This window comes from Arthrobacter sp. B3I9 (genome assembly GCF_030816935.1).
Classification (GTDB): Bacteria; Actinomycetota; Actinomycetes; order Actinomycetales; family Micrococcaceae; genus Arthrobacter.
Window position 1 is genome coordinate 770,368 of record NZ_JAUSYO010000001.1, and the last position, 19,175, is coordinate 789,542.

At 65.1% G+C, this 19,175-nt stretch carries 17 protein-coding genes; 9 read left to right on the forward strand and 8 right to left on the reverse strand.

Annotated elements, in window-relative coordinates; translation table 11 throughout:
• Positions 1-102 precede the first annotated feature (102 nt).
• Positions 103-1,332, forward strand: a complete 1,230-nt coding sequence (gene argE / locus QFZ65_RS03625) for an acetylornithine deacetylase (protein WP_306908232.1) — start codon at positions 103-105, stop codon at positions 1,330-1,332.
• Positions 1,329-2,651, forward strand: coding sequence for an MFS transporter (locus QFZ65_RS03630; protein WP_306908234.1), 1,323 nt, complete (start codon positions 1,329-1,331; stop codon positions 2,649-2,651). Before argE ends, QFZ65_RS03630 begins: the two co-directional genes overlap by 4 nt.
• Before the next feature lie 75 nt (positions 2,652-2,726).
• Here the strand turns inward: QFZ65_RS03630 and QFZ65_RS03635 are convergent, their stop codons facing one another.
• The gene (locus tag QFZ65_RS03635) at positions 2,727-3,437 is read right to left on the reverse strand and encodes a GntR family transcriptional regulator (protein ID WP_306908237.1); all 711 of its coding nucleotides are present in this window, start codon (positions 3,435-3,437) and stop codon (positions 2,727-2,729) included.
• A 242-nt stretch (positions 3,438-3,679) separates the two neighbouring features.
• On the opposite strand from QFZ65_RS03635, the gene QFZ65_RS03640 reads away from it, so the two are divergent.
• Genes QFZ65_RS03640 through QFZ65_RS03655 form a run of 4 tightly spaced genes read left to right on the forward strand, consistent with a single transcriptional unit; the run spans position 3,680 to position 7,521 of the window.
• Complete coding sequence (locus tag QFZ65_RS03640; RefSeq protein WP_306908239.1) at positions 3,680-4,594, forward strand: ABC transporter substrate-binding protein; 915 nt, start codon at positions 3,680-3,682, stop codon at positions 4,592-4,594.
• Positions 4,595-4,601: 7 nt separating this feature from the next.
• A complete protein-coding gene (locus QFZ65_RS03645) occupies positions 4,602-5,561 on the forward strand; it encodes an amino acid ABC transporter permease (protein ID WP_306908240.1) in 960 nt (319 codons plus the stop codon).
• On the forward strand, positions 5,558-6,322 hold the full coding sequence (locus QFZ65_RS03650; protein WP_306908242.1) for an amino acid ABC transporter ATP-binding protein: 765 nt from the start codon (positions 5,558-5,560) through the stop codon (positions 6,320-6,322). The genes QFZ65_RS03645 and QFZ65_RS03650 overlap by 4 nt, the downstream gene beginning before the upstream one ends.
• Before the next feature lie 14 nt (positions 6,323-6,336).
• Positions 6,337-7,521, forward strand: coding sequence for an alpha-hydroxy acid oxidase (locus QFZ65_RS03655; protein WP_306908244.1), 1,185 nt, complete (start codon positions 6,337-6,339; stop codon positions 7,519-7,521).
• 140 nt (positions 7,522-7,661) lie between these two features.
• Here the strand turns inward: QFZ65_RS03655 and QFZ65_RS03660 are convergent, their stop codons facing one another.
• The 4 genes from QFZ65_RS03660 to QFZ65_RS03675 are packed head-to-tail and all read right to left on the reverse strand — an operon-like array spanning position 7,662 to position 9,841.
• Positions 7,662-8,528 carry a class II glutamine amidotransferase gene (locus QFZ65_RS03660; RefSeq protein WP_306908246.1) on the reverse strand — a complete coding sequence of 289 codons (867 nt, stop codon included), beginning with the start codon at positions 8,526-8,528 and terminating at the stop codon, positions 7,662-7,664.
• A gap of 21 nt (positions 8,529-8,549) precedes the next feature.
• Positions 8,550-9,098: a peptidase dimerization domain-containing protein gene (locus QFZ65_RS03665; protein ID WP_306908248.1), complete on the reverse strand. Its 549-nt coding sequence runs from the start codon at positions 9,096-9,098 to the stop codon at positions 8,550-8,552.
• Positions 9,055-9,513, reverse strand: a complete 459-nt coding sequence (locus tag QFZ65_RS03670) for a M20/M25/M40 family metallo-hydrolase (RefSeq protein ID WP_306912490.1) — start codon at positions 9,511-9,513, stop codon at positions 9,055-9,057. Before QFZ65_RS03670 ends, QFZ65_RS03665 begins: the two co-directional genes overlap by 44 nt.
• On the reverse strand, positions 9,494-9,841 hold the full coding sequence (locus QFZ65_RS03675; protein WP_306908250.1) for a hypothetical protein: 348 nt from the start codon (positions 9,839-9,841) through the stop codon (positions 9,494-9,496). Before QFZ65_RS03675 ends, QFZ65_RS03670 begins: the two co-directional genes overlap by 20 nt.
• A gap of 195 nt (positions 9,842-10,036) precedes the next feature.
• Here QFZ65_RS03675 and QFZ65_RS03680 point away from each other — a divergent pair, with 195 nt between their 5' ends.
• Positions 10,037-10,996 carry a D-2-hydroxyacid dehydrogenase family protein gene (locus QFZ65_RS03680; RefSeq protein ID WP_306908253.1) on the forward strand — a complete coding sequence of 320 codons (960 nt, stop codon included), beginning with the start codon at positions 10,037-10,039 and terminating at the stop codon, positions 10,994-10,996.
• Between the two features lie 141 nt (positions 10,997-11,137).
• Positions 11,138-12,598 carry an MFS transporter gene (locus tag QFZ65_RS03685; protein WP_306908256.1) on the forward strand — a complete coding sequence of 487 codons (1,461 nt, stop codon included), beginning with the start codon at positions 11,138-11,140 and terminating at the stop codon, positions 12,596-12,598.
• A 172-nt stretch (positions 12,599-12,770) separates the two neighbouring features.
• Here the strand turns inward: QFZ65_RS03685 and QFZ65_RS03690 are convergent, their stop codons facing one another.
• Entirely contained in the window at positions 12,771-14,177 is a 1,407-nt protein-coding gene (locus QFZ65_RS03690) for a ferredoxin reductase (protein WP_306908258.1), read from the reverse strand.
• Complete coding sequence (locus tag QFZ65_RS03695) at positions 14,174-15,478, reverse strand: aromatic ring-hydroxylating dioxygenase subunit alpha (protein ID WP_306908259.1); 1,305 nt, start codon at positions 15,476-15,478, stop codon at positions 14,174-14,176. Before QFZ65_RS03695 ends, QFZ65_RS03690 begins: the two co-directional genes overlap by 4 nt.
• Before the next feature lie 203 nt (positions 15,479-15,681).
• Here QFZ65_RS03695 and QFZ65_RS03700 point away from each other — a divergent pair, with 203 nt between their 5' ends.
• The gene (locus QFZ65_RS03700) at positions 15,682-16,614 is read left to right on the forward strand and encodes a LysR family transcriptional regulator (RefSeq protein ID WP_306908262.1); all 933 of its coding nucleotides are present in this window, start codon (positions 15,682-15,684) and stop codon (positions 16,612-16,614) included.
• Positions 16,615-16,733: 119 nt separating this feature from the next.
• On the opposite strand, the gene katG is transcribed toward QFZ65_RS03700, so the two are convergent.
• A complete protein-coding gene (gene katG, locus QFZ65_RS03705; RefSeq protein WP_306908264.1) occupies positions 16,734-19,028 on the reverse strand; it encodes a catalase/peroxidase HPI in 2,295 nt (764 codons plus the stop codon).
• Between the last annotated feature and the right edge of the window lie 147 nt (positions 19,029-19,175).

Here is a 19,175-nt window from a genome sequence, read left to right on the forward strand (position 1 = left end):
GGCCCGAATACTAGTGGGAGTGCGTGCGGCCGACAGGCTGACAGCGCCTCCGCTGCCGGTCACTCAGCTCCGGCCCGTTCACCACTTCCGAGGAACTTGCCCATGACGCCCACCACCGCACCGGCACCCGCCGCTCCGGCCACTGCAGACCCCAGCGCCGCAGCGCTCGCCTGGGCCAAGACGCTTGTCTCGTTCGACACCACCAGCCGCAACTCGAACGTTGCGATGATCCAGTGCATTGCGGACGAGCTCACCGCCCACGGCATCACCCCCCTCATCGTTCCCAGCCCGGACGGCAACAAAGCCAACCTCTTCGCTACCATTCCGGCACACGATGGCGCAGTCACCGGCGGGATCATGCTCGCAGGCCACACCGACGTGGTCCCGGTTGACGGCCAGGCGTGGGAAAGCGACCCCTTCACCCCCGAGGTCCGCGAGGGCCGGCTCTACGGCCGCGGCACCACGGACATGAAGGCCTTCAGCGGCGCAATCCTGGCCTTCCTGCCGGAGTTCCTGTCCCGCCCGCTGGCGGAACCGCTGCACTTCGCCTGGACCTACGATGAAGAGGTCGGATGCCACGGCGCCGTCGTCCTCCTCGAGGAGCTGAAGGCGCGTGGTATCCACCCGCGGATAGGTTTCGTGGGCGAGCCGACCAGCATGCGTCCTGTCTCGGCGCACAAGAGCAGCCAGCTCTACCGCGTCACGGTCAGCGGCATCGCCGCCCACTCCTCGATGACCTCCACCGGTGTCAACGCGATCGAATACGCGGCCAGGGCCATCGCCTTCATCCGTTCCCTCGCAGATGAGCACCGGCTCACCGGCCCGTTCGACCAGACCTTCGTGGTCCCCTACACCACCGCGAATGTCGGCGTCGTAAGCGGCGGGGCAGCAGTCAACACCGTTGCGGAAAAGTGCGAGTTCGAGTTCGAGTTCCGGACCATTCCCGGCGACGACCCGGGATCGGTGATAGCCCGCATCGAGGAAACCCTGGCCGGGCTGAGGGCCGAGATCCAGCAGGAGAACCCGGCAGCGGAGATCCGGATGGACTCGCTGGGCAAAGTTCCCGGCCTCAACCCCGACGGCCAGCGCGATGCACTCGCACTGGCCCAGAACCTCACCGGCCAGGCCGTCGAGGAGTCCGTGGTCTACGCCACCGAGGCCGGCCTTTTCCAGCAGGCCGGAATCGACACCGTGGTGTGCGGCCCCGGCAGCATGGACCAGGGCCACACCGCCAATGAATACGTCGAACTGACCCAGATCGCCGCTTGCGAAGACTTCCTGCAGGCTCTTACTGCCCACCTCTCCACGACCGAACGGACCCCGCAGCCATGAGCCATCAAACTGCCACGAGCGCTGGATCCAGCGACCAGGTCACCGACCCCCGTCCGCCGGCCGTCCTGGCCCTCGAAAAAAGCAACGCCCGCAAAGCCGTCGTCGCCGCTTCCATCGGCAACGGCCTCGAGTGGTTCGACCTGATCGTGTACGGCACATTCGCCGTCACCATCTCCAAGCTGTTCTTCCCCACCACGAGCGAAGCCGCGTCGCTGCTTTTGACCTTCGCGTCGTTCGGCGTTTCCTTCATCATGCGGCCACTGGGCGGCATCCTGATCGGGCGCTACGCAGACAAGGCCGGCCGCAAGGCGGGCATGCTGGTTTCCATCCTTGTCATGTTCGTCGGCACCCTGCTCATTGTCGTTGCGCCGACGGCCGCAGCCATCGGGGTGGCCGCGAGTGTTCTGGTGCTGATCGCCCGGCTGCTGCAGGGCTTCGCCACCGGCGGTGAATTCGGCACGGCAACGGCCTACCTGATTGAGTACGCCCCCAGCCGGAAGGCGTTCTACGGAAGCTGGCAGGTGGCCACCCAGGGTGGCGGCATCCTGCTGGCAGGAATCTTCGGATTCGTGCTGAACAGCTATCTCGCCGCGCAGTCGCTCGAGTCCTGGGGCTGGCGTCTGCCGTTCATCTTTGCGCTGGCCATCGGACCGGTGGGCTGGTACATCCGGTCCAAGATGGAGGAAACCCCGGAGTTCAGGGCCACCGAGAAGTCCGCCGCGCCGCTGAAGGAAACCTTCATTGGCAACGGCGGCCGGCTCTGGGCCATCGTCGGCGTTGTGTCCCTCGGGTCCGTGGGCGTCTATATCGCCCTGTTCATGCCGACCTACGCGATCGTGAACCTCGGCATGCCGAAGACCGTGGCGTTCCTGTCCACCCTGATCTTCGGTGTGGTCATGAGCGTCGGTTCCCCGTTCATCGGCATGCTCGCTGACAAGGTGGGCCCGGCCCGGGTCATGACCTGGGCGGCTGCCGGAACCATCGTCGTCGGCATCCCCGCGTTCCTGGGGCTCATCGCTGCGCCGGAATTGCCCACCATGATCGTGGTGGAACTGGTGCTGTCGGTGCTGGCCACGGCCTACTTCGCACCGCTGCCGGCCATCATGTCCTCGATGTTCCCAGCCCGCATCCGGTCCACGGGACTATCGCTGGGCTACAACATCGGCGTCACTGTCTTCGGCGGCTTTGCCCCGTTCATCCTGACGTGGCTGATCGGCAGCACGGGCTCCCTGCTGGTGCCCGGCTACTACCTGGTGGCCATCGCGGTCATCGCGGCGATAAGCCTGACCATTTCGCGGAAGGTCTACCGCCAGGCCTGATCCACAAGAAAGCGGCTCCCGATCCACCGGATCGGGAGCCGCTTTTGTTTTGTCCGCGGGCAGTGAACCCCGGGCTCAGTGCTGATTTTTACCGGCAAATTTTGTGAGGCCGGACGAGCGCGACCGAATCCCCGCGATGTGCTCGTTCATCGCGGCCATGGCGGCCTCGGCGTCGTGTGCACGAAAGGCGTCAATGATCGCTTGGTGTTCCCGCACTGTATGTTCGCCGCTCATGTCGTTCTGCACCAGGAGCCGGAACCGCTGAATGTGGCCCTCGATTGAGCTGTAGGCCCTCAGCAGGAACTCATTGTCCGTGGCTTCCGCGATGCGGCGGTGAAAGCTCTCATCGGCTTTCCAGTAGGCGCGGTAGCCGGCGAAGGTGTCGCCGCCAAGACGAGACGCGTCGAGATCCCTGTTGAACTCCTCAAGTTCGGCCACCAGCCCGTCGGTCACGTTGGTGCAGGCGATCCGCGTGAGTGCAGGCTCAAGGACGTGCCGGGAGGTCAGGAGCGCCTCTACGTCGGCTGCCGTCGGTTCCGGAGCGACCTTGTATCCCCGAAGTGCCTCGCGCCGGACCATCCCTGTTGCCTCGAGCCGCGCCAGGGCTTCGCGGACCGGAGTGGAGGACACCTTGAAACGCTTGGCCAGTCCGTCGATGCTCAGCGGCGAGCCGGTGGAGATTTTGTCGTCCAGCAGCAGGGACAAGACGGCCTCGAACACCTGGTCCACCAGCATGGGACGTGCGGCGAATGGGCCCGCTTCTTCTTCCGGCGAGATGGCGTTCATGTGGAGATCCTCTACGAAGTGATGGTTCTGGTTGGAGCGTAGTCCTAGTGCCTGCGTGCCTGACCGTTAGGGACTGTAACTCGTTGCCGGAGGATCATGCATGATGTACGGTACATGATACCAAGCGCCTAGTGATCTGGAACACACAAAGGCGCTGTTGTCCCTCCGACAACGATCGGCGGTTGGGCCCAACGGCTTGAGCCTTCCGACTCGGCATGAACTCGACTCTCAAAGGTGTGCAGATGAAGCAGCTCCGAACAACGTTTTTGTCCCTCGCCGCAGTCTCCCTTGCAGGCGTCCTACTGACGGGATGCTCTAACCCGTCGACGGCCAGCGGAACCACTCCAGAGGCGGCAAAATCTTCGGGCTCCACGGCAGCGGTCCAAACCGATGCCGCCGCTGCTGCAGCGCTTCCCCAGGCCATCCGAGACAAGGGAACCCTGACGGTGACCATGAGCCAGAGTTCGCCGCCGCTGCACTTCATGGCAGCAGACGGGACCACCACCATCGGCGTGGACCCCGAGATTGCGGCCGCACTGGGGCAGGCGCTAGGGCTCAAGACCACCGTTGTCAGCGGGCCGTTCGACGGCATCATTCCCGGCATTGCCGCCGGCAAGTTCGACATGGCCATTTCCCAGATGTCGCCCTCTGCCGAGCGGATGAAGGTGCTCGACTTCGTCGACTACTACCAGTCCGGAAGTGGGATCGGTGTTGCCCCGGGGAACCCCCAGCACCTTAGCGTGGACGCCCTATGCGGCAAGCGCGTGGGCGTGCTGAAGGGCTCATTCCAAGATCTCAAGAGGCTTCCGGCGCTGTCCGAAGCATGCACGTCCGCCGGTAAGGAAGCCATCCAGGCCATGACCTACCCCGATATGCAGGCGCCCAACCTGGCGCTTACTGCCGGCAGGATCGATGCCGTGTACGTTGACGGCCCTACTCTCGGCTACGCAATCAAGCAGGGCGGCCAGATCGAGCTGCTGGGGGAGAAGGACCTGTCGCCCGTCAGCATCGGGTTCAAAAAGGGTGCGGGCCTGGAGAAGGCGGTGCAACTGGGCATGGAGTCTCTTGCCAAGAGCGGCAAGTACAAGGAGATTCTCGACAAGTGGGGTGTAGGCACCGGTGTCATCTCGGACTTCGCCTTCAACAAGGCACAGTAGGCCGGCCATGAGCGACACCGCCATGGCATCAGGCGACCGGGCGCTTGCCGGCGACGGCATAGACCGCCAGCTTCTGTTGGGCCGTCCGCATCAGCGTCACGGGCTGTTGTGGCTGACCGCTGCCATCGTCCTGTTCGCCATCTTTCTGGTCGGCTACTCACTGGTCACCAATCCCCGATTCGAATGGGGCGTAGTTTTCGGCTGGTTCACCTCGGAGCGGCTGTTTACAGGCCTGCTGCGGACTCTTCAGCTGACGGTTATCGCCATGACCGTCGGCATCGTCGTCGGGGTCCTGCTGGCACTTGCCCGGCTCGCCCCGAACTTCATCATCGCTGGGGTCGCAGCTTTCCTGGTCTGGCTTTTCCGGGGCGTTCCGGTATTCGTCCAACTCCTCTTCTGGGGGTTCATCGCCGCGATCTATCCCCGGATCGCCGTCGGGGTTCCGTTTGGACCAGAGTTCTTCTCGGTGGACGCCAACGTGATCATCACCCCTTTCCTCGCCGCAATCCTCGGCCTCGGCCTCAACGAGGGCGCCTACATGTCCGAAATTGTCCGGGCGGGCCTCTTGAGCGTCCACCGCGGCCAGACCGAGGCCGCGAAGGCGCTGGGAATGAGGCGGTTCACCATCCTTTGGCGAGTCGTGCTGCCCCAGGCGATGAAGATCATCATCCCGCCCACCGGAAACCAGACCATTTCGATGCTGAAAACGACGTCGCTGGTCAGCGTCCTGGCTTTTCCGGAACTGCTGTACTCCGCACAGCTCGTTTACAGCGCAAACTTCAAAACCATCCCACTCCTGATTGCTGCAAGCCTTTGGTACCTGCTGGTCACCAGCATTCTGAGCTTGGGCCAGTTCTACATCGAACGCCATTTCAACAGAGGAACGGCAGCGCCGGGGCGCAGTTCCCGCCGCAAGGCTAGAGAATTGCGGTCCCGCACCACCGCCGCGCAGGAGGTCCAATCGTGAACGACGTAGTGGTAGAGGCCAGAGGCGTCACCAAGCACTTCGGTGACCTCAACGTCCTCAAAGGGATCGACCTAACGATTAATAAAGGCGATGTCACCTGCATCATCGGACCCTCCGGTTCCGGCAAGTCCACGTTCCTGCGCTGTATTAACCAGTTGGAAACGCTCGACGGCGGCTACATCCTCGTTGAGGGACAGCCGGTGGGGGTGAAGATCAAGAACGGCCGCGTGCACGCGCAGAGCAACGCCGAGGCCGCGAGATCCCGCGAAAACATCGGCATGGTCTTCCAAGGGTTCAATCTCTTTCCCCACATGACTGTGCTCGAGAACGTCTGCGAGGCACCAATAAGGGTGAGGAAGGAAAACCGCAAGGTCGTCCAGGAGCGGGCCCGGTCCCTTCTGGAGCGGGTAGGGCTGGCAGCCAAGGCGGACTCGTATCCGGGTTCCCTGTCCGGCGGGCAGCAGCAACGGGTGGCCATCGCGCGGGCACTGGCAATGGAGCCGCGGTTGATGCTCTTTGACGAGCCGACGTCGGCCCTGGATCCGGAACTGGTGGGCGAGGTGCTCCACGTGATGCGTGGGCTGGCCGATGCCGGGATGACGATGATCGTGGTAACCCACGAAATCGGTTTTGCCCGGGAGGTCAGCGACCACCTGATTTTCATGGACGACGGCAGCATCGTGGAGCAGGGCGATCCGCGCACTGTCCTGCGGGATCCCCAGCATGAGCGCACCAGGCAGTTCCTGGCGAAAGTACTTTAGACCTTTGAATTGGAGTGGGCATCTTGAGAAATAAATGGATTGTCAGCATCGACGACTACCGCAGAGCGTCCCGGAAGCACCTTCCGAGGATGATTTCTGATTACCTGGAGGGTGGCGCGCTGGACGAAATCACCATGCGAGCCAACGAGGAGCACTTCGACGCCCTGATGCTTCGCCAGCGTTCCATGGTGGACGTGACGGGCATGGACACATCCACTACCGTCCTTGGACGGTCCCTGGCGATGCCGCTCATGGTGGCGCCCATGGGCATGCTCACCATCTTCCACCCAGGTTCTGACCCCGCGGTTGCCCGTGCCGCCGTCCGGGCGGGATCGATTTTCATTCACAGCGCCTGGGCCGGATGCTCCCTCGAAGAAGTCGCCAAGGTGGCTCCGAACAATCTGTGGGCACAGGTGGCTTTCTGGAAGGATCCCGAGGAGACTGCCAGCTACATCAAGAGGGCCCGGGCAGTCGGTGTCGATACGCTGGTGGTCGCCGGTGACGTCGGGTCCTCTAGCAAGCGGGAACGCGACCTCCACCACGGGTTGTCCATGCCGCCGCGTCCCCCGGTCGCAGACTACTTCAACGCGGCGACCCGCCCCGGATGGCTGTGGCGGTGGCTCACCGGCCGGAAGATGACGTACGGCAACTATGCGGTGAACGGCCGTCCACTCCGGATGGATGAAATGAACAGCTGGATGGCGTCGAACAAGAACCCCGCAGCAACGTGGGACGACTTCGCTAAGCTCCGCTCGGAATGGTCGGGAAACCTCGTCATCAAGGGAATCATGGATGCCGAAGATGCGGCCCGCGCCGTGGACGAAGGGGCGGACGGCATCTTTATCTCCAACCACGGCGGCCGGCAGTTTGACGCCCAGCCTGCCACCATCGACGTCCTGCCTTCCATCGTCGAAGCTGTGGGCGGGCGGGCGGAGATCTACCTTGACGGCGGAGTCCGGCGCGGCCACGACATCGTGAAGGCTGTGGCGCTGGGAGCCCGGGCAGTGCTTGCGGGGCGGCCGTTCGCCTACGCCCTTGCCACCGGTGGAGAACCTGCGGTTGACCGCGCATTCGGCATCCTGCGTGAGGAGCTGAAGGGGGCCATGGGTTTCGTGGGCAAGGCCTCTGTTGCGGAACTGGACAAAACCGTCTTCGCGAACCAGAGCCACTCGCCGGTGTTGAACGGCGTGCTCCTGTAAATCCTGCCAGGGCTGGCATCAACGCGTCGGGCTACCCCCGGGTGAATGTGCCGGCGGGCGGCACCGTGGAGCCCGTCCGCAAACCCGGCGCCGATACTGAGGCGGAGCACTGACCAGGAGCAACGACCAGCAGCTGGTGGTCAGGATGTCTGGGACGCCGCGGCCGAGGGTTCAAGGTCCGAAAGAGTGAGCAGGTGCCTGGGGCTGTCCGGGAAGGGAAACCTCGTGGTGACAGCGAGATCAGGGCCGACGTGCACCAGCTCGCCGGGACTTAGGGCGCACCAGTCCGGGTTGCGGTCCATCGGTTCGGTGGCGATGAGGACGTGCCTGGAACGGGAAAGCTCTTTACTCCGGGCGTTGATCCGTGAGCTCTGAGCCTCCAAAGGGGCAGGTTCGGGAGCCGCGGCAGGGTCACGTTGCAGCATGTGTAACTCGTGGGTGGCGGGATACCTGACAGCCCAGAGGTCCGTCGCGGTGGTCACCACGATGTTCAGGCTGAAGACGGGCAATTCCGTGGCGACCCACGTGATGGCCCGGGTGATGCCCTTCTCGACATCGCCGCCAGCCCTGCGGCACTCGGCGGTGATCAGCGCGAAGAGTCGTTCGCTGTCGGTCTGGCCGTGCACGAGGTCAGCGGCCCCCAGCTCCGCCAGGTGGCGATCGAGCCGTTCGAGGCCACCGAAAGCGCCGTTGTGCGCGAACAGCCGCCCGTCCTGCTCGAACGGGTGCGTGTTGGCCATCGTGTGCGCTCCGGTGCTCGCGTACCGCACGTGGGCCAGGAATGTCGTGCTTTGCAGATCGCGTGCCTCGCGCGCGAAGGCGTGGTCCTCCCAGGCAGCCAGCGGCTGCTTGGCCACATGTGCCCTGCCTTCCGCGTCGAAGGTGCCTATGCCGGCGCCGTCGGGCTCCCTCCGGCTTTGCACTGAGAGGCTGTCCGGGGCGTCCAGCAGCCAGAACGTGGCCCGGACTGGTTCGGGCCCGGCGTGCAGGCCAAATAGTCGGCACATGCCACTCTTTCTTGGGGCTGGCTAGTGGTGGAATGCCGGGATCGGCTCAGCCCGGCCAGCCGTGCCCAACCAGGCCATGGCTGCAGTGACGAGTGCTTCGGTTCCGGTTTGCAGGGTCGGCTGGAGGACGGGCAAGAACATCGGTGAATGGTTGGCAGGAATGTCCTCCTGCATACGTCCGGCCAGTACCGCGGCACGGTAGGCCAGCGGCTCGGTTCCGCCGATGCGCCAGTACGTGTAGGGGATATTGCCGGCGCGGGGAATATCGCTGAAGTCCTCGCTGGCGGTCTGGAGTTCCAGGCTCCCGGCGCGCTCGCCGAAATAGGCGCCGAATGCCTCGGCGACACGCGTGGTTGTGGCGTCGTCATTGACAGTGAGAGGAAAGCTGCCGAAAATCTCGAAATCCGGATCTTTGGGGGAGCCGCTGGCGGCACACTCGGCCTGGACGGCACGCCGGATCGCGGCAAGGATCCGCTGGCGTGTGGCGTCCGTGTAGGTGCGCAGGTTGAGTTCCATCACTGCCTGGTCAGGGATGACGTTGCTTGTGGTTCCGGCGTGGAGGCTTCCCACGGTGAGGACGGCAGGTTCGGTAGGTGGGGGTTTCGCGGGAGATGATGGCCTGCAGGCGCACCACGATCATGGCGGCCAGCACCACGGGGTCAACAGTGTTCTGCGGCATCGAGCCGTGGCCCCCGCGGCCGTGGACCGTGATGCGGATGCTGTCGGCGCTCGAAAGAACAGGACCGTGCCGGGTGGCGACAGAGCCCGCGACGCCGGGCAGCACGTGCTGGGCGAGGGCGACGTCGGGCGGCGGGATGCGTTCCAGGAGGGCGTCCGCGAGCATGCCGCGGGCTCCGTCGCCGGTTTCCTCGGCCGGCTGGAACAGGGCCACGAGGGTGCCGCGCCAATGGTCCTGATGTTCGGCGAACAGTCTGGACGCGCCCAGCAGGCACGCGACGTGGATGTCATGCCCGCAGGCATGCATGACGGGCACCGGGTCCCCGCCCGGGCCCTTTGGCTGTGACGGTGCTTGCGTAGTCCGCGCCGGTCCGCTCCTGCAGGGGCAGGGCATCCATGTCCGCGCGGAGCAGAACCGTCGGCCCGTCGCCGTTCCGCAGCACCGCTACGACTCCTGTTCCCCCGATCCCGGTCTCCACTTCGAAGCCCCAGGAACTCATGTTGCGCGCAACGTTGCCGGCGGTGCGGTGCTCCTGGTGTGAGAGCTCGGGGTTTTGGTGGAGGTCCTTGTAGAAGTCCTCCTGGTCCGCCCGGATTGACCCGTAGTGCTGCAGTATCTGTTCGGTCTCGCGCACCGTGCCTCCTCCGCTCTTCCCTCCCCATCGGGCGTCTGCCCTACGCTCGGGTCCCAACCTACGCCGCGCCAGCCCGGCCTGCTAGGGCCTGCCCCGGGTCGGCTGCCGCCCCGCCGTCGCACGGAAATCACGCGGAAGCGCACCGGACTCACGTACCGTCTCAGGAAAGCCTTCTGACTAGGGGACCTGACTAATATGACCGAGTACCGGCTGGCAATCCTGGATGACTACCAGCAGGTGTCGGGCGACTACGCCGACTGGGGCTCCCTGGGTGCCGATGTCAGCGTCACCGTTTTCAGCAAGCCCTTTGCCTCCGAAGCCGATGCCGTCCAAGCACTGCTGGCCTTCGACGTCGTCGTCGCCATGCGGGAGAGGACACCGTTTCCGCGAGCTGTGCTGGCGAAGCTGCCCCGCCTGAAACTGCTGGTGACAACGGGCGCCGCAAACTCCGCCATTGACCTTGCCGCAGCGCAGGACCATGGAGTTACCGTCTGCGGAACGGCCGGATCGCCTTCGGCCGCCCCGGAGCTGACGTGGGCGCTCCTCATGGCCTTGGCCCGGAACGTCACGGCCGAGGAGAACGCCCTCCGGGCCGGCCGTTGGCAGCATACCGTCGGTTTCGAACTTGCGGGGAAGACTTTGGGGATCGTCGGGCTGGGCAAGATCGGCCACAAGGTGGCCGGCTACGCACACGCGTTCGGCATGAACGTCCTGGCCTGGAGCCAGAACCTGGATGAGGCGACAGCAACGGCCGCGGGGGTCCGGCGAGTCGATAAGGACGAACTCTTCCGGGAGTCCGACGTCGTGACCCTGCACCTCCGTCTCTCCCAGCGCTCGCAAGGGACAGTGGGTGAAGCGGAACTCCGGCTGCTGGGCCCGGACGGCATGCTCGTCAACACGGCCAGGGGACCGCTCGTAAACCAGCCTGCCTTGGTTCGTGCCCTCGAAGAACGCTGGATCCGGGGCGCAGCCCTCGACGTCTATGATCAGGAACCGTTACCCGCGGGCCATCCGCTGCTGACCGCCCCGAACACCCTCCTGACGCCGCATCTGGGGTTCGTGACGCACGAGAGCTATGCCCGGTTCTACGGCGGCGCGCTCGAGGACGTGAAGGCGTGGCTGGCGGGTGCCCCGGTCCGGCAACTGACCAGCTAGGGGCGTTAAGTCCGGCCCTTGATGTCAAGGTTCCCGGTCCGGCACGTCCGGGACTAAGTTGGTAGACGGTGCAGCTAAGCAGACGGAGCCGGACCGGTTCTGCGCGCAATGCCTCCCGGCAACCGATGGGAATGAGATCACGTGACGACAACGCATGCCGAAGGAGTCGGCTTCCGCTCCGATCGAGGACCGGTGCTCATTGCGCTGATGCTCTCAACGGGGCTGGTCGCGATTGATGCGACGGTTGTGGCGACAGCGGTGCCCTCGATTGTGCATGACATCGGCGGGTTCACCTCGTTCCCGTGGCTTTTCTCCGCCTACCTCCTGGCGCAGGCCGTGTCGGTACCTGTCTATGCCAAGCTCTCCGACGTCATCGGCCGCAAGCCCATCATGCTCCTCGGAATAGGCCTGTTCCTGCTCGGTTCGATTCTCTGCGGAGTCGCCTGGAGCATGCCGGTCCTCATCGCATTCCGTGTGGTGCAGGGCCTTGGCGCCGGAGCCGTCCAGCCCATGGCCGTCACCATCGCCGGCGACATCTACACGCTGACCGAGCGGGCCAAAGTGCAGGGCTACCTGGCCAGCGTGTGGGCGATCTCGTCTGTTGTTGGCCCGACGCTGGGCGGAGTTTTTGCCTCACTCGGCATCTGGCGTGGCATCTTCCTCGTGAACATCCCGTTGTGCCTGGTGGCAGGGTGGATGCTGCTCCGGTCCTTCCACGAGAACATCGAGCGGGCCAAGCACCGGGTCGACTATCTGGGGGCAGCCTTACTCACGGTCGCGCTCACCCTGGCCATCCTCGGGGCCCTGGAGGGCGGCCAGGCCTGGGCATGGAACTCCGCGATCAGCATGGCCGTGTTCGCCGGCGGCGCGGTTTTGTTCGCCGCTTTCGTCCTGGTCGAGCGGAAGGCGGCGGAGCCGGTCCTGCCGCCGTGGGTTGTGTCCCGGCGCCTGCTGGTTACGACCGCGCTGGTCTCCTTCGGCGTGGGAGCCGTCATGCTCGGCCTCACCTCTTACGTTCCCACGTTCCTCGAAGGCGCCCTCTCCACCTCCCCGATCCTGGCCGGACTCGCCCTGGCGGCGCTCACGATCGGCTGGCCCATCAGCGCATCCCAGTCGGGGCGCCTGTACCTTCGCATCGGATTCCGGCGGACCGCACTGATCGGCATCACGGTCACCGTCATCGGCGCAGCAGTACTTGCCCTCACCGCCCCATTCCCCAGCGTCGCCTTGGCTGCGGGCAGCTGCTTCATCGTCGGGCTAGGGCTCGGGCTCGTGGCGACCCCGACCCTCATTGCCGCCCAGTCGAGCGTCGAATGGAACGAGCGTGGCGTGGTCACCGGGACCAACCTTTTTGCGCGGTCGATCGGCAGCGCCATCGGTGTCGCCGTTTTCGGGGCGATGGCGAACGCGGTCTACGCCGGCACCCCGAACGGCAACACCGATCCCGCAACAGTCGTGTCTGCTTCCGGCGCAGTGTTCCTCGCCGTCGTGGTCGCTGCCATCCTTACCGTGGTGGCCGTTGTGGCGATGCCGGAAACTAAAAAACCGGACACGTCCACGCCGGCACGCGGGCTTAACCCGGAAGATGCCGACAGGACCTGAGGCCTTGGAAGTGCTGATCAGCACGCGGGGGACGCCGGGAACGTCCCGGTTGATCAGCACGGTGGGCTGCCTGGCCTGCGCGCCGCCGGCATCCCTCGTGGGCAAGGGGGCATAGGAAGGAAGGCCTGCAGGGGGCCGGCGGCTTCCCTGCAGGCCTTCCAACCGGAGGCGGCTAGGCGTCGATCACCAAATCGGTCCGCGCCGTGGAGCAGCAGGGCAGGAACTTCCCTGCATCGATTTCCCGGGCCCGGATGCCGCCCTGGTGGTTCATCTCGACCTCCCCGGTAAGCTTGACGACTTTGCAGGAGCCGCACATGCCTTCCTTGCAGTTCGCGCCGATCCTGACGCCCGCACGCTGCGCCGCCCCAAGGATGTGTTCATCGGGGTCAATCCGCACATTGATCCCGGTGCGCATGAAGGACAGAGTCAGGCTTCCCGTTCCCACCGTGCCAAAGCTCGAGGCATCCGGGGACGCGGCCTCCGGTTCTGTAGGTGAACCGCCGTCGGGGGCGGCAGTGTCGGGGCCGGCCGTTTCCAGCGGCAGCCCCGTGGCCTGCAGGGTTCCCTCGGCGTCGTAGCCGGGCTCGTAAAGCCCGAAGGCGCTGGGCTGGCTTTCAAAATAGTCCTCGGCGGAATCGGCGATTTCCTCCGCAATTTCTTCCGCAATGTCCGAGGCGAGCGCGATTTCTGCCTGGTATTCAAGGAGTGTCTGGCGGTCCCCCGAGAAGAATTCCATGTAGATGGAGGTGTCATCGACGCCGACCTTTTGGAGCAGTTCGGTGGCGGAGTTGAGGTAACCCTCCGGGCCGCAGGCATAGACCTGACGGCCGTTGGCGTCGGGAGCCACCTGATCGATCATGGCCGCTGTCAGCCTTCCGCTAAGCCCTTCCCATTGCGTGGGTTTGCTGCGGTCGCCCAGCGAGTAGAAGATCTTGACGCGAGAGTCCACTGAGGCGATATAAGCGAGCTCCCGGTGGAAGGCAAAGCCGCCTGCCTCCGCACCGTGGTAAAGCACCACCACGTCAGCAGTTCCGGGCAGCGAGTGGATGGTCCGCAGCATCGACATGATGGGAGTGATGCCTGCGCCGGCGGCCAGGAAGAGGTACCGGGCGCGCCGGTCGGCGTCGGGCAGGTGGAAGGCTCCCACCGGCCCCAGCATGTCGAGGACGGTGCCCGGCTTGACGTTCTGGTGCACCCATGGGGAAACCAGTCCCGTGGGGTCGCACTTGACTGTGACGTTGAAGGTCCACGGCTGCGTGGGCGAACTCGACAGCGAGTAGCTGCGGTCCACCGGCTCCCGGTCTTCGCCGTTCACGGGGAAGGCGATGTTCACGTACTGGCCTGCGCGGAACGCCAGGGGTGCCCCGTCGCAGCGGCGGAACACGAAGGTCATCATGCCGCCCGCCTCGGGAATGGTTTCCACACACTCGGCCATGAACTCCTGCGGATGCCAGGGGCCCAGTGCGCGGGCGGCACCGGCGGGTCCTTCGGTGCTGCCCATCACCCTGTTCCACGGCATCTCAAGCCCGCGGATGCGCTGGGGCTCCTGAATTGCCGTCTCAGTGAGGAGTTCGGTCATGCCAAGTGCTCCTGAACGCGCTGCACGTACCAGTTGATGAACGCCTCCACCTGGTACTCGCTCTTCATGTAGGGGCCGGGCTCGTAGGCGGGGCTCCCGGCACCCTTCTGGCACAACTCCACGAACGCCTTGTCCTGCAGGTTCGTCTGCTTCCAGGTGTAGGTGAGTTTCTCGAGGTCGTAGTCGACGCCTTCCTCGGCGTCGTCAGCCACCAGCCAGGTGGTGCGGACCAGTGACTGGTGTTCGTTGATGGGGAAGACACCGAACGTGATCACGTGGTCCCCGAGGAAATGGAACCAGCTGTTGGGTTGCAGGTGCATTGAGCAGCGGCCAAGGCGGAAGTCACGCAAGTCGCCAAGCAGCTTCTTCGAAAGCCTGCGCCCGTCGGGGGAGAAGGATTCGCCCTCGCCGTCGAGCGACTCCCGCGAGATGCGGATACCCGCGACCCGCGTGTCCAGTTCCTCGACCACCTCGTAGGGAAGGCCGTAGCGGCGGCAGCGCTCCTCGAGCGAGGACTGCGCGTTCTTGTTGCGGTCCCACACTTCCTCTAGGTGCGGCGGGATGAGGCCCTCCGTCAGGCCCCAGGTGGGGAAGAGGGAGCAGGCAAGCTCGGGGTGGCCGTCGCAGTGGTAGCACTCACGGTTGTTCTCCATGACGAGCTTCCAGTTGCCCTCTTCGATGATGTTCTGCTGGTAGGCGATTTTCGTCTTCGACAGATCGTGGGGTGCGAGGTAGGGCTCGAAGATCTTTGCGGTTTCATCGAAGTCCGTCGGCGGTTCATCTGCGATGCAGACGAAAATGAGGCCGGCAACCTCGCGGCCGTGGGCGCGCTTGAGGCCGAAGCAGCTCTTGTCGAACTTCGATTCCCCGGGTGCCGAGGCATGGATCAAATCACCGCTCGGGGAGTAGGTCCAGGAGTGATAGCCGCACACCAGGTTTCCGGTTGACCCGGTGGACTCGGTCAGGACCCGGGCGCCGCGGTGGCGGCAGACGTTGTGCAGGACGTTCACACCGCCGTCGTCGTTGCGCAGCACGATCAGGGAGTAGGGACCGTAGTCGACGGTGACGTAGTCGCCCGGTTCCGGCAGTTCTGCGGTGCTGGCGGCGAAGATCCAGTGCTGGCCAAAAATGGCCTGCATGTCAATGTTGAAGATCGTCGGGTCCGTGTAGAAGGGGGCATCGAGGGAATATCCCGCGCGCCGGAAATCGAACAGCTCGGTGATTTCAGCCAACTGCTCGGCAGGCACTGATGAAGCGAGTTTTCCGCGTGAATTGAGGGGCACGTTCACTGGAGCAGACATGTGTTTCCTCCCGGGAGGGGGTGGGTAAGTGTGTGATTCGAAGGGACCACGGAGTTGGTGCGGACCACGGAGTTGGTGCGGAACCACGGAGTTGGTGGGGCGCAACCGGCATTTTTTGCAAAAGCGTTCTAGTCATGAGATTAGAGACGATCGATCTGCAACAAAAGCGCAAGATTTAGGGGATAACAGCGCACAATAGATGCATGATCGATGCGCGGCTCATGACACTTCGGGTGTTTGCCCAGTGCGGCACCATTGGCGCGACGGCCGAGCTCATGGGTTATTCTCCTTCGGCCGTCTCCGCCCAACTGAGGGAGCTCCAGCGCGTGCTTGGAATGCACCTGCTGACGAAGGACGGCCGGGGTGTGCGGCTGACCGCCACGGGCCGTTTTCTCGTGGCGGGCTCGGACACCCTCATTGCGGAATGGGAGAGCCTGCGCGCGGCGGCCATGGAGGCCGGCGACCAGGTGCCGTCCCGTTTCGGCCTCGGCGGATTCTCCACAGCGGCCGCCCAGTTGCTCGCGCCGCTGGCCGCGACCCTGCGCTCGACACGCCCGCTGTTGGAGGTGCAGGTACTCGAGGCCAACCCGGCCCGCTGCTTCGACTTGTTGGTTGCCGAGCGAATTGACCTCGCGGTCATCGTCGCCATGCAGTCCGATGCCTATGTTGAGGACGATCCTCGCTTCGAGCAGACCGTCCTGCTCGACGATCCCCTGGACGTGATCATTCCCTCCGACCATCCGCTGGCATCGCGGGAAACGGTGACGCTCGAAGAGCTGGCGTCGGAACCTTGGATCACCGAGGCCGCCGGTTCCACCTATCACGCCCTATTCACCGCGGCGTTCACCGCAGTCGGGGTGACACCGCGGATTGCCCACGAGGCCGTTGAGTGGGAAACCCAGATCGCCTTCGTTGGTGCGGGGCTGGGCGTGGGCCTGCTGCCGCGACTGGCGCCCCTGCATAGTGCCGAAAACGTGGTCCGACTGCGTATTACCGGTAGGGGGAAGCCCACGCGCCGCATTGTTGCTGCTGTGCGCAGGGGCAGCATCACATCGCCCCTGATCCAGGAGTCGCTCGGCATCCTGCAGGTCCGCGCCAATCGGATCCTCGCCGGCCGACCCGAAGACGATCTCTGAAATCGCATGGCCAACGCCCTGTCCTCCGTAGACCGAGGGCAGGGCGTTGGTGTTCGGCTTTTGCAGGTACGCGGTCATCGACCGCGATTGTGATGGCTTGGGCGGCCCGGAGGCGTCGGTCAGTTGAGGTCGAAGCGGTCGAGTTCCATGACCTTGACCCAGGCGGCTACGAAGTCGTTGACGAATTTTTCCCGGCCGTCGTCGCTCGCGTAGACCTCTGCCAGTGCCCGGAGCTGGGAGTTGGAGCCGAAGACCAGGTCTACCGGTGTGGCGGTCCACTTCAGCTCGCCGGTGGTGGCGTCGGTGATTTCGTAGACGTTCTCCTCCGCCTCGGAGGCCTTCCATTTCGTCCCGGGGGAGAGCAGGTTGATGAAGAAGTCGTTCGTCAGGACCTGGGGCTTGTCGGTGAGGACGCCGTGGGCGGTTCCGCCGACGTTCGTGCCGAGGGCGCGCATGCCGCCGATGAGTGCTGTCATTTCCGGTGCGGAGAGGTCCAGCAGGTATGCCTTGTCGAGCAGGAGGGTCTCGGGCTGGAGCTTCCCGCCGGGGCGGACGTAGTTGCGGAATCCGTCGGCCCGCGGCTGCAGGTATCCGAAGGACTCGGTGTCGGTCTGGTCCTGGGTGGCGTCGGTGCGGCCGGGCCGGAACGGCACGGTGACCGGGAAGCCGGCGTCGCTTGCGGCTTTCTCCACGGCCGCGGAGCCGCCGAGGACGATCAGGTCCGCGAGTGAGACTTTCTTGCCGTTTTTTTGGGCGGAGTTGAACTGTTGCTGGACCGTTTCGATTGCCTGCAGCGCCGTGGTGAGCTGTTCGGGTTCGTTGGCCTCCCAGCCGCGCTGGGGTTCCAGCCTGATCCGGGCGCCGTTGGCGCCGCCGCGCCTGTCGGTTTTGCGGTAGGTGGACGCGGCGGCCCATGCGGTGCCGGCGAGCTGGGAGACGGACAGGCCGGAGTCCAGCAGCGCGGCCTTCAGTGAGGCGATGTCCTCCTCGCCGATCAGTTCGTGGTCTGCTGCCGGGAGGGGGTCCTGCCAGAGCTGGGCCTCGGGGACCCAGGGTCCGAGCAGGTGGGGGCCGACGGGGCCCATGTCGCGGTGCAGCAGCTTGTACCAGGCCTTCGCGAACGCGGCCGCGAACTCGTCCGGGTTTTCCAGGAAGCGCCGGGAGATCTGCCCGTAGGCGGGGTCCACGCGCAGCGAGAGATCGGTGGTGAGCATGGTCGGCCGGTGCTTCTTTTCCGGGTCGTGGGCGTCCGGGATGATCCTCTCGGCGTCCTTGGCGACCCACTGGTGGGCGCCGGCGGGGCTCTTGATGAGCTCCCACTCGTGTTCGAACAGGATCTCGAAGAAGCGGTTGCTCCACTGGGTGGGCCGGTCGGTCCAGGTGACCTCCAGGCCGGAGGTGATGGTGTCCGGGCCCTTGCCGGAGCCGTGGCTGCTGAGCCAGCCCAGGCCCTGCGTTTCGAGGTTGGCGGCCTCCGGCTCGGGGCCGACGTGCGCGTCGGCGTCCCCGGCGCCGTGGGTCTTGCCGAAGGTGTGGCCGCCGGCGATCAGCGCGACGGTCTCCTCGTCGTTCATGGCCATGCGTTTGAAGGTCTCGCGGATGAATGCCGCGGCCGCCAGCGGGTCCGGGTTGCCCATGGGCCCCTCGGGGTTGACGTAGATCAGGCCCATTTCCGTGGAGCCGACCTCCTCGGACATCTGGCCTTCGCCGATGTAGCGTTCATCGCCGAGCCAGGTGTCCTCCGGTCCCCAGAAGATTTCCTGGGGCTCCCAGACATCCTCGCGGCCGAAGGCGAAGCCAAAGGTCTCGAAGCCCATCGATTCGAGGGCGACGTTGCCCGCGAGGACGAGCAGGTCGGCCCAGGAGAGCTTCTGGCCGTATTTCTGCTTCACCGGCCACAGCAGGCGCCGGGCCTTGTCGAGGTTGGCGTTGTCCGGCCAGCTGTTCAGCGGCGCGAACCGCTGGCTGCCGTCTCCTGCACCGCCGCGGCCGTCGTGGACCCGGTAGGTGCCGGCGGCGTGCCAGCTCAGCCGGATCATCAGGCCGCCGTAGTGGCCGAAGTCCGCCGGCCACCAGTCCTGGGAGGTGGTGAGGACCTCGATGATGTCCTGCTTGAGCGCCTCGACGTCGAGCTTCCCGAACTCATCCCGGTAGCTGAACGAGGTGCCGAGCGGGTTGCCCGCCGGGTGATCGGTGTGGAGCACGGAGAGGTCCAGCTGGTTGGGCCACCAGTCCGTGACGGTGCGGGGCCGGTGCGCCTTGGGCTGGGGCGAGTCGATCGCCGGGTTCTCACTCTCGCTGCCATGCGAGGTCACGCTGCCATGCGCCACCGGGCATCCGCCCTGGACCTTGCTGTCCAGGCCCTGGGCGCTTCCGGGGGTGGGGATCGGGGGATGTTCCTGGGGAACGGTCATGCGCTTCCTTCCATATGGCCGAGGCCCCGGAGGGACTCGGGCAGCCGGTGCAGGGTGGATTTATCCACCTCTATTGTGATGGCGTCTAGTGTGGCCGCCGGAGGCGGGGTGCCCAGGCGGCACGGGCCAAGACAAGCCGCGTGCCGC

What these genes read in the sequence shown, in the direction of transcription:
- QFZ65_RS03630 (WP_306908234.1), top strand. Translation starts at nt 1,329, where the DNA reads ATGAGCCATCAAACTGCCACGAGCGCTGGATCCAGCGACCAGGTCACC.
- katG (WP_306908264.1), bottom strand. Translation starts at nt 19,028, where the DNA reads ATGACCGTTCCCCAGGAACATCCCCCGATCCCCACCCCCGGAAGCGCC.
- QFZ65_RS03690 (WP_306908258.1), bottom strand. Translation starts at nt 14,177, where the DNA reads ATGACCGAACTCCTCACTGAGACGGCAATTCAGGAGCCCCAGCGCATC.
- QFZ65_RS03695 (WP_306908259.1), bottom strand. Translation starts at nt 15,478, where the DNA reads ATGTCTGCTCCAGTGAACGTGCCCCTCAATTCACGCGGAAAACTCGCT.
- QFZ65_RS03670 (WP_306912490.1), bottom strand. Translation starts at nt 9,513, where the DNA reads ATGCATGCCTGCGGGCATGACATCCACGTCGCGTGCCTGCTGGGCGCG.
- QFZ65_RS03680 (WP_306908253.1), top strand. Translation starts at nt 10,037, where the DNA reads ATGACCGAGTACCGGCTGGCAATCCTGGATGACTACCAGCAGGTGTCG.
- QFZ65_RS03660 (WP_306908246.1), bottom strand. Translation starts at nt 8,528, where the DNA reads ATGTGCCGACTATTTGGCCTGCACGCCGGGCCCGAACCAGTCCGGGCC.
- QFZ65_RS03645 (WP_306908240.1), top strand. Translation starts at nt 4,602, where the DNA reads ATGAGCGACACCGCCATGGCATCAGGCGACCGGGCGCTTGCCGGCGAC.
- QFZ65_RS03700 (WP_306908262.1), top strand. Translation starts at nt 15,682, where the DNA reads ATGATCGATGCGCGGCTCATGACACTTCGGGTGTTTGCCCAGTGCGGC.
- argE (WP_306908232.1), top strand. Translation starts at nt 103, where the DNA reads ATGACGCCCACCACCGCACCGGCACCCGCCGCTCCGGCCACTGCAGAC.
- QFZ65_RS03640 (WP_306908239.1), top strand. Translation starts at nt 3,680, where the DNA reads ATGAAGCAGCTCCGAACAACGTTTTTGTCCCTCGCCGCAGTCTCCCTT.
- QFZ65_RS03635 (WP_306908237.1), bottom strand. Translation starts at nt 3,437, where the DNA reads ATGAACGCCATCTCGCCGGAAGAAGAAGCGGGCCCATTCGCCGCACGT.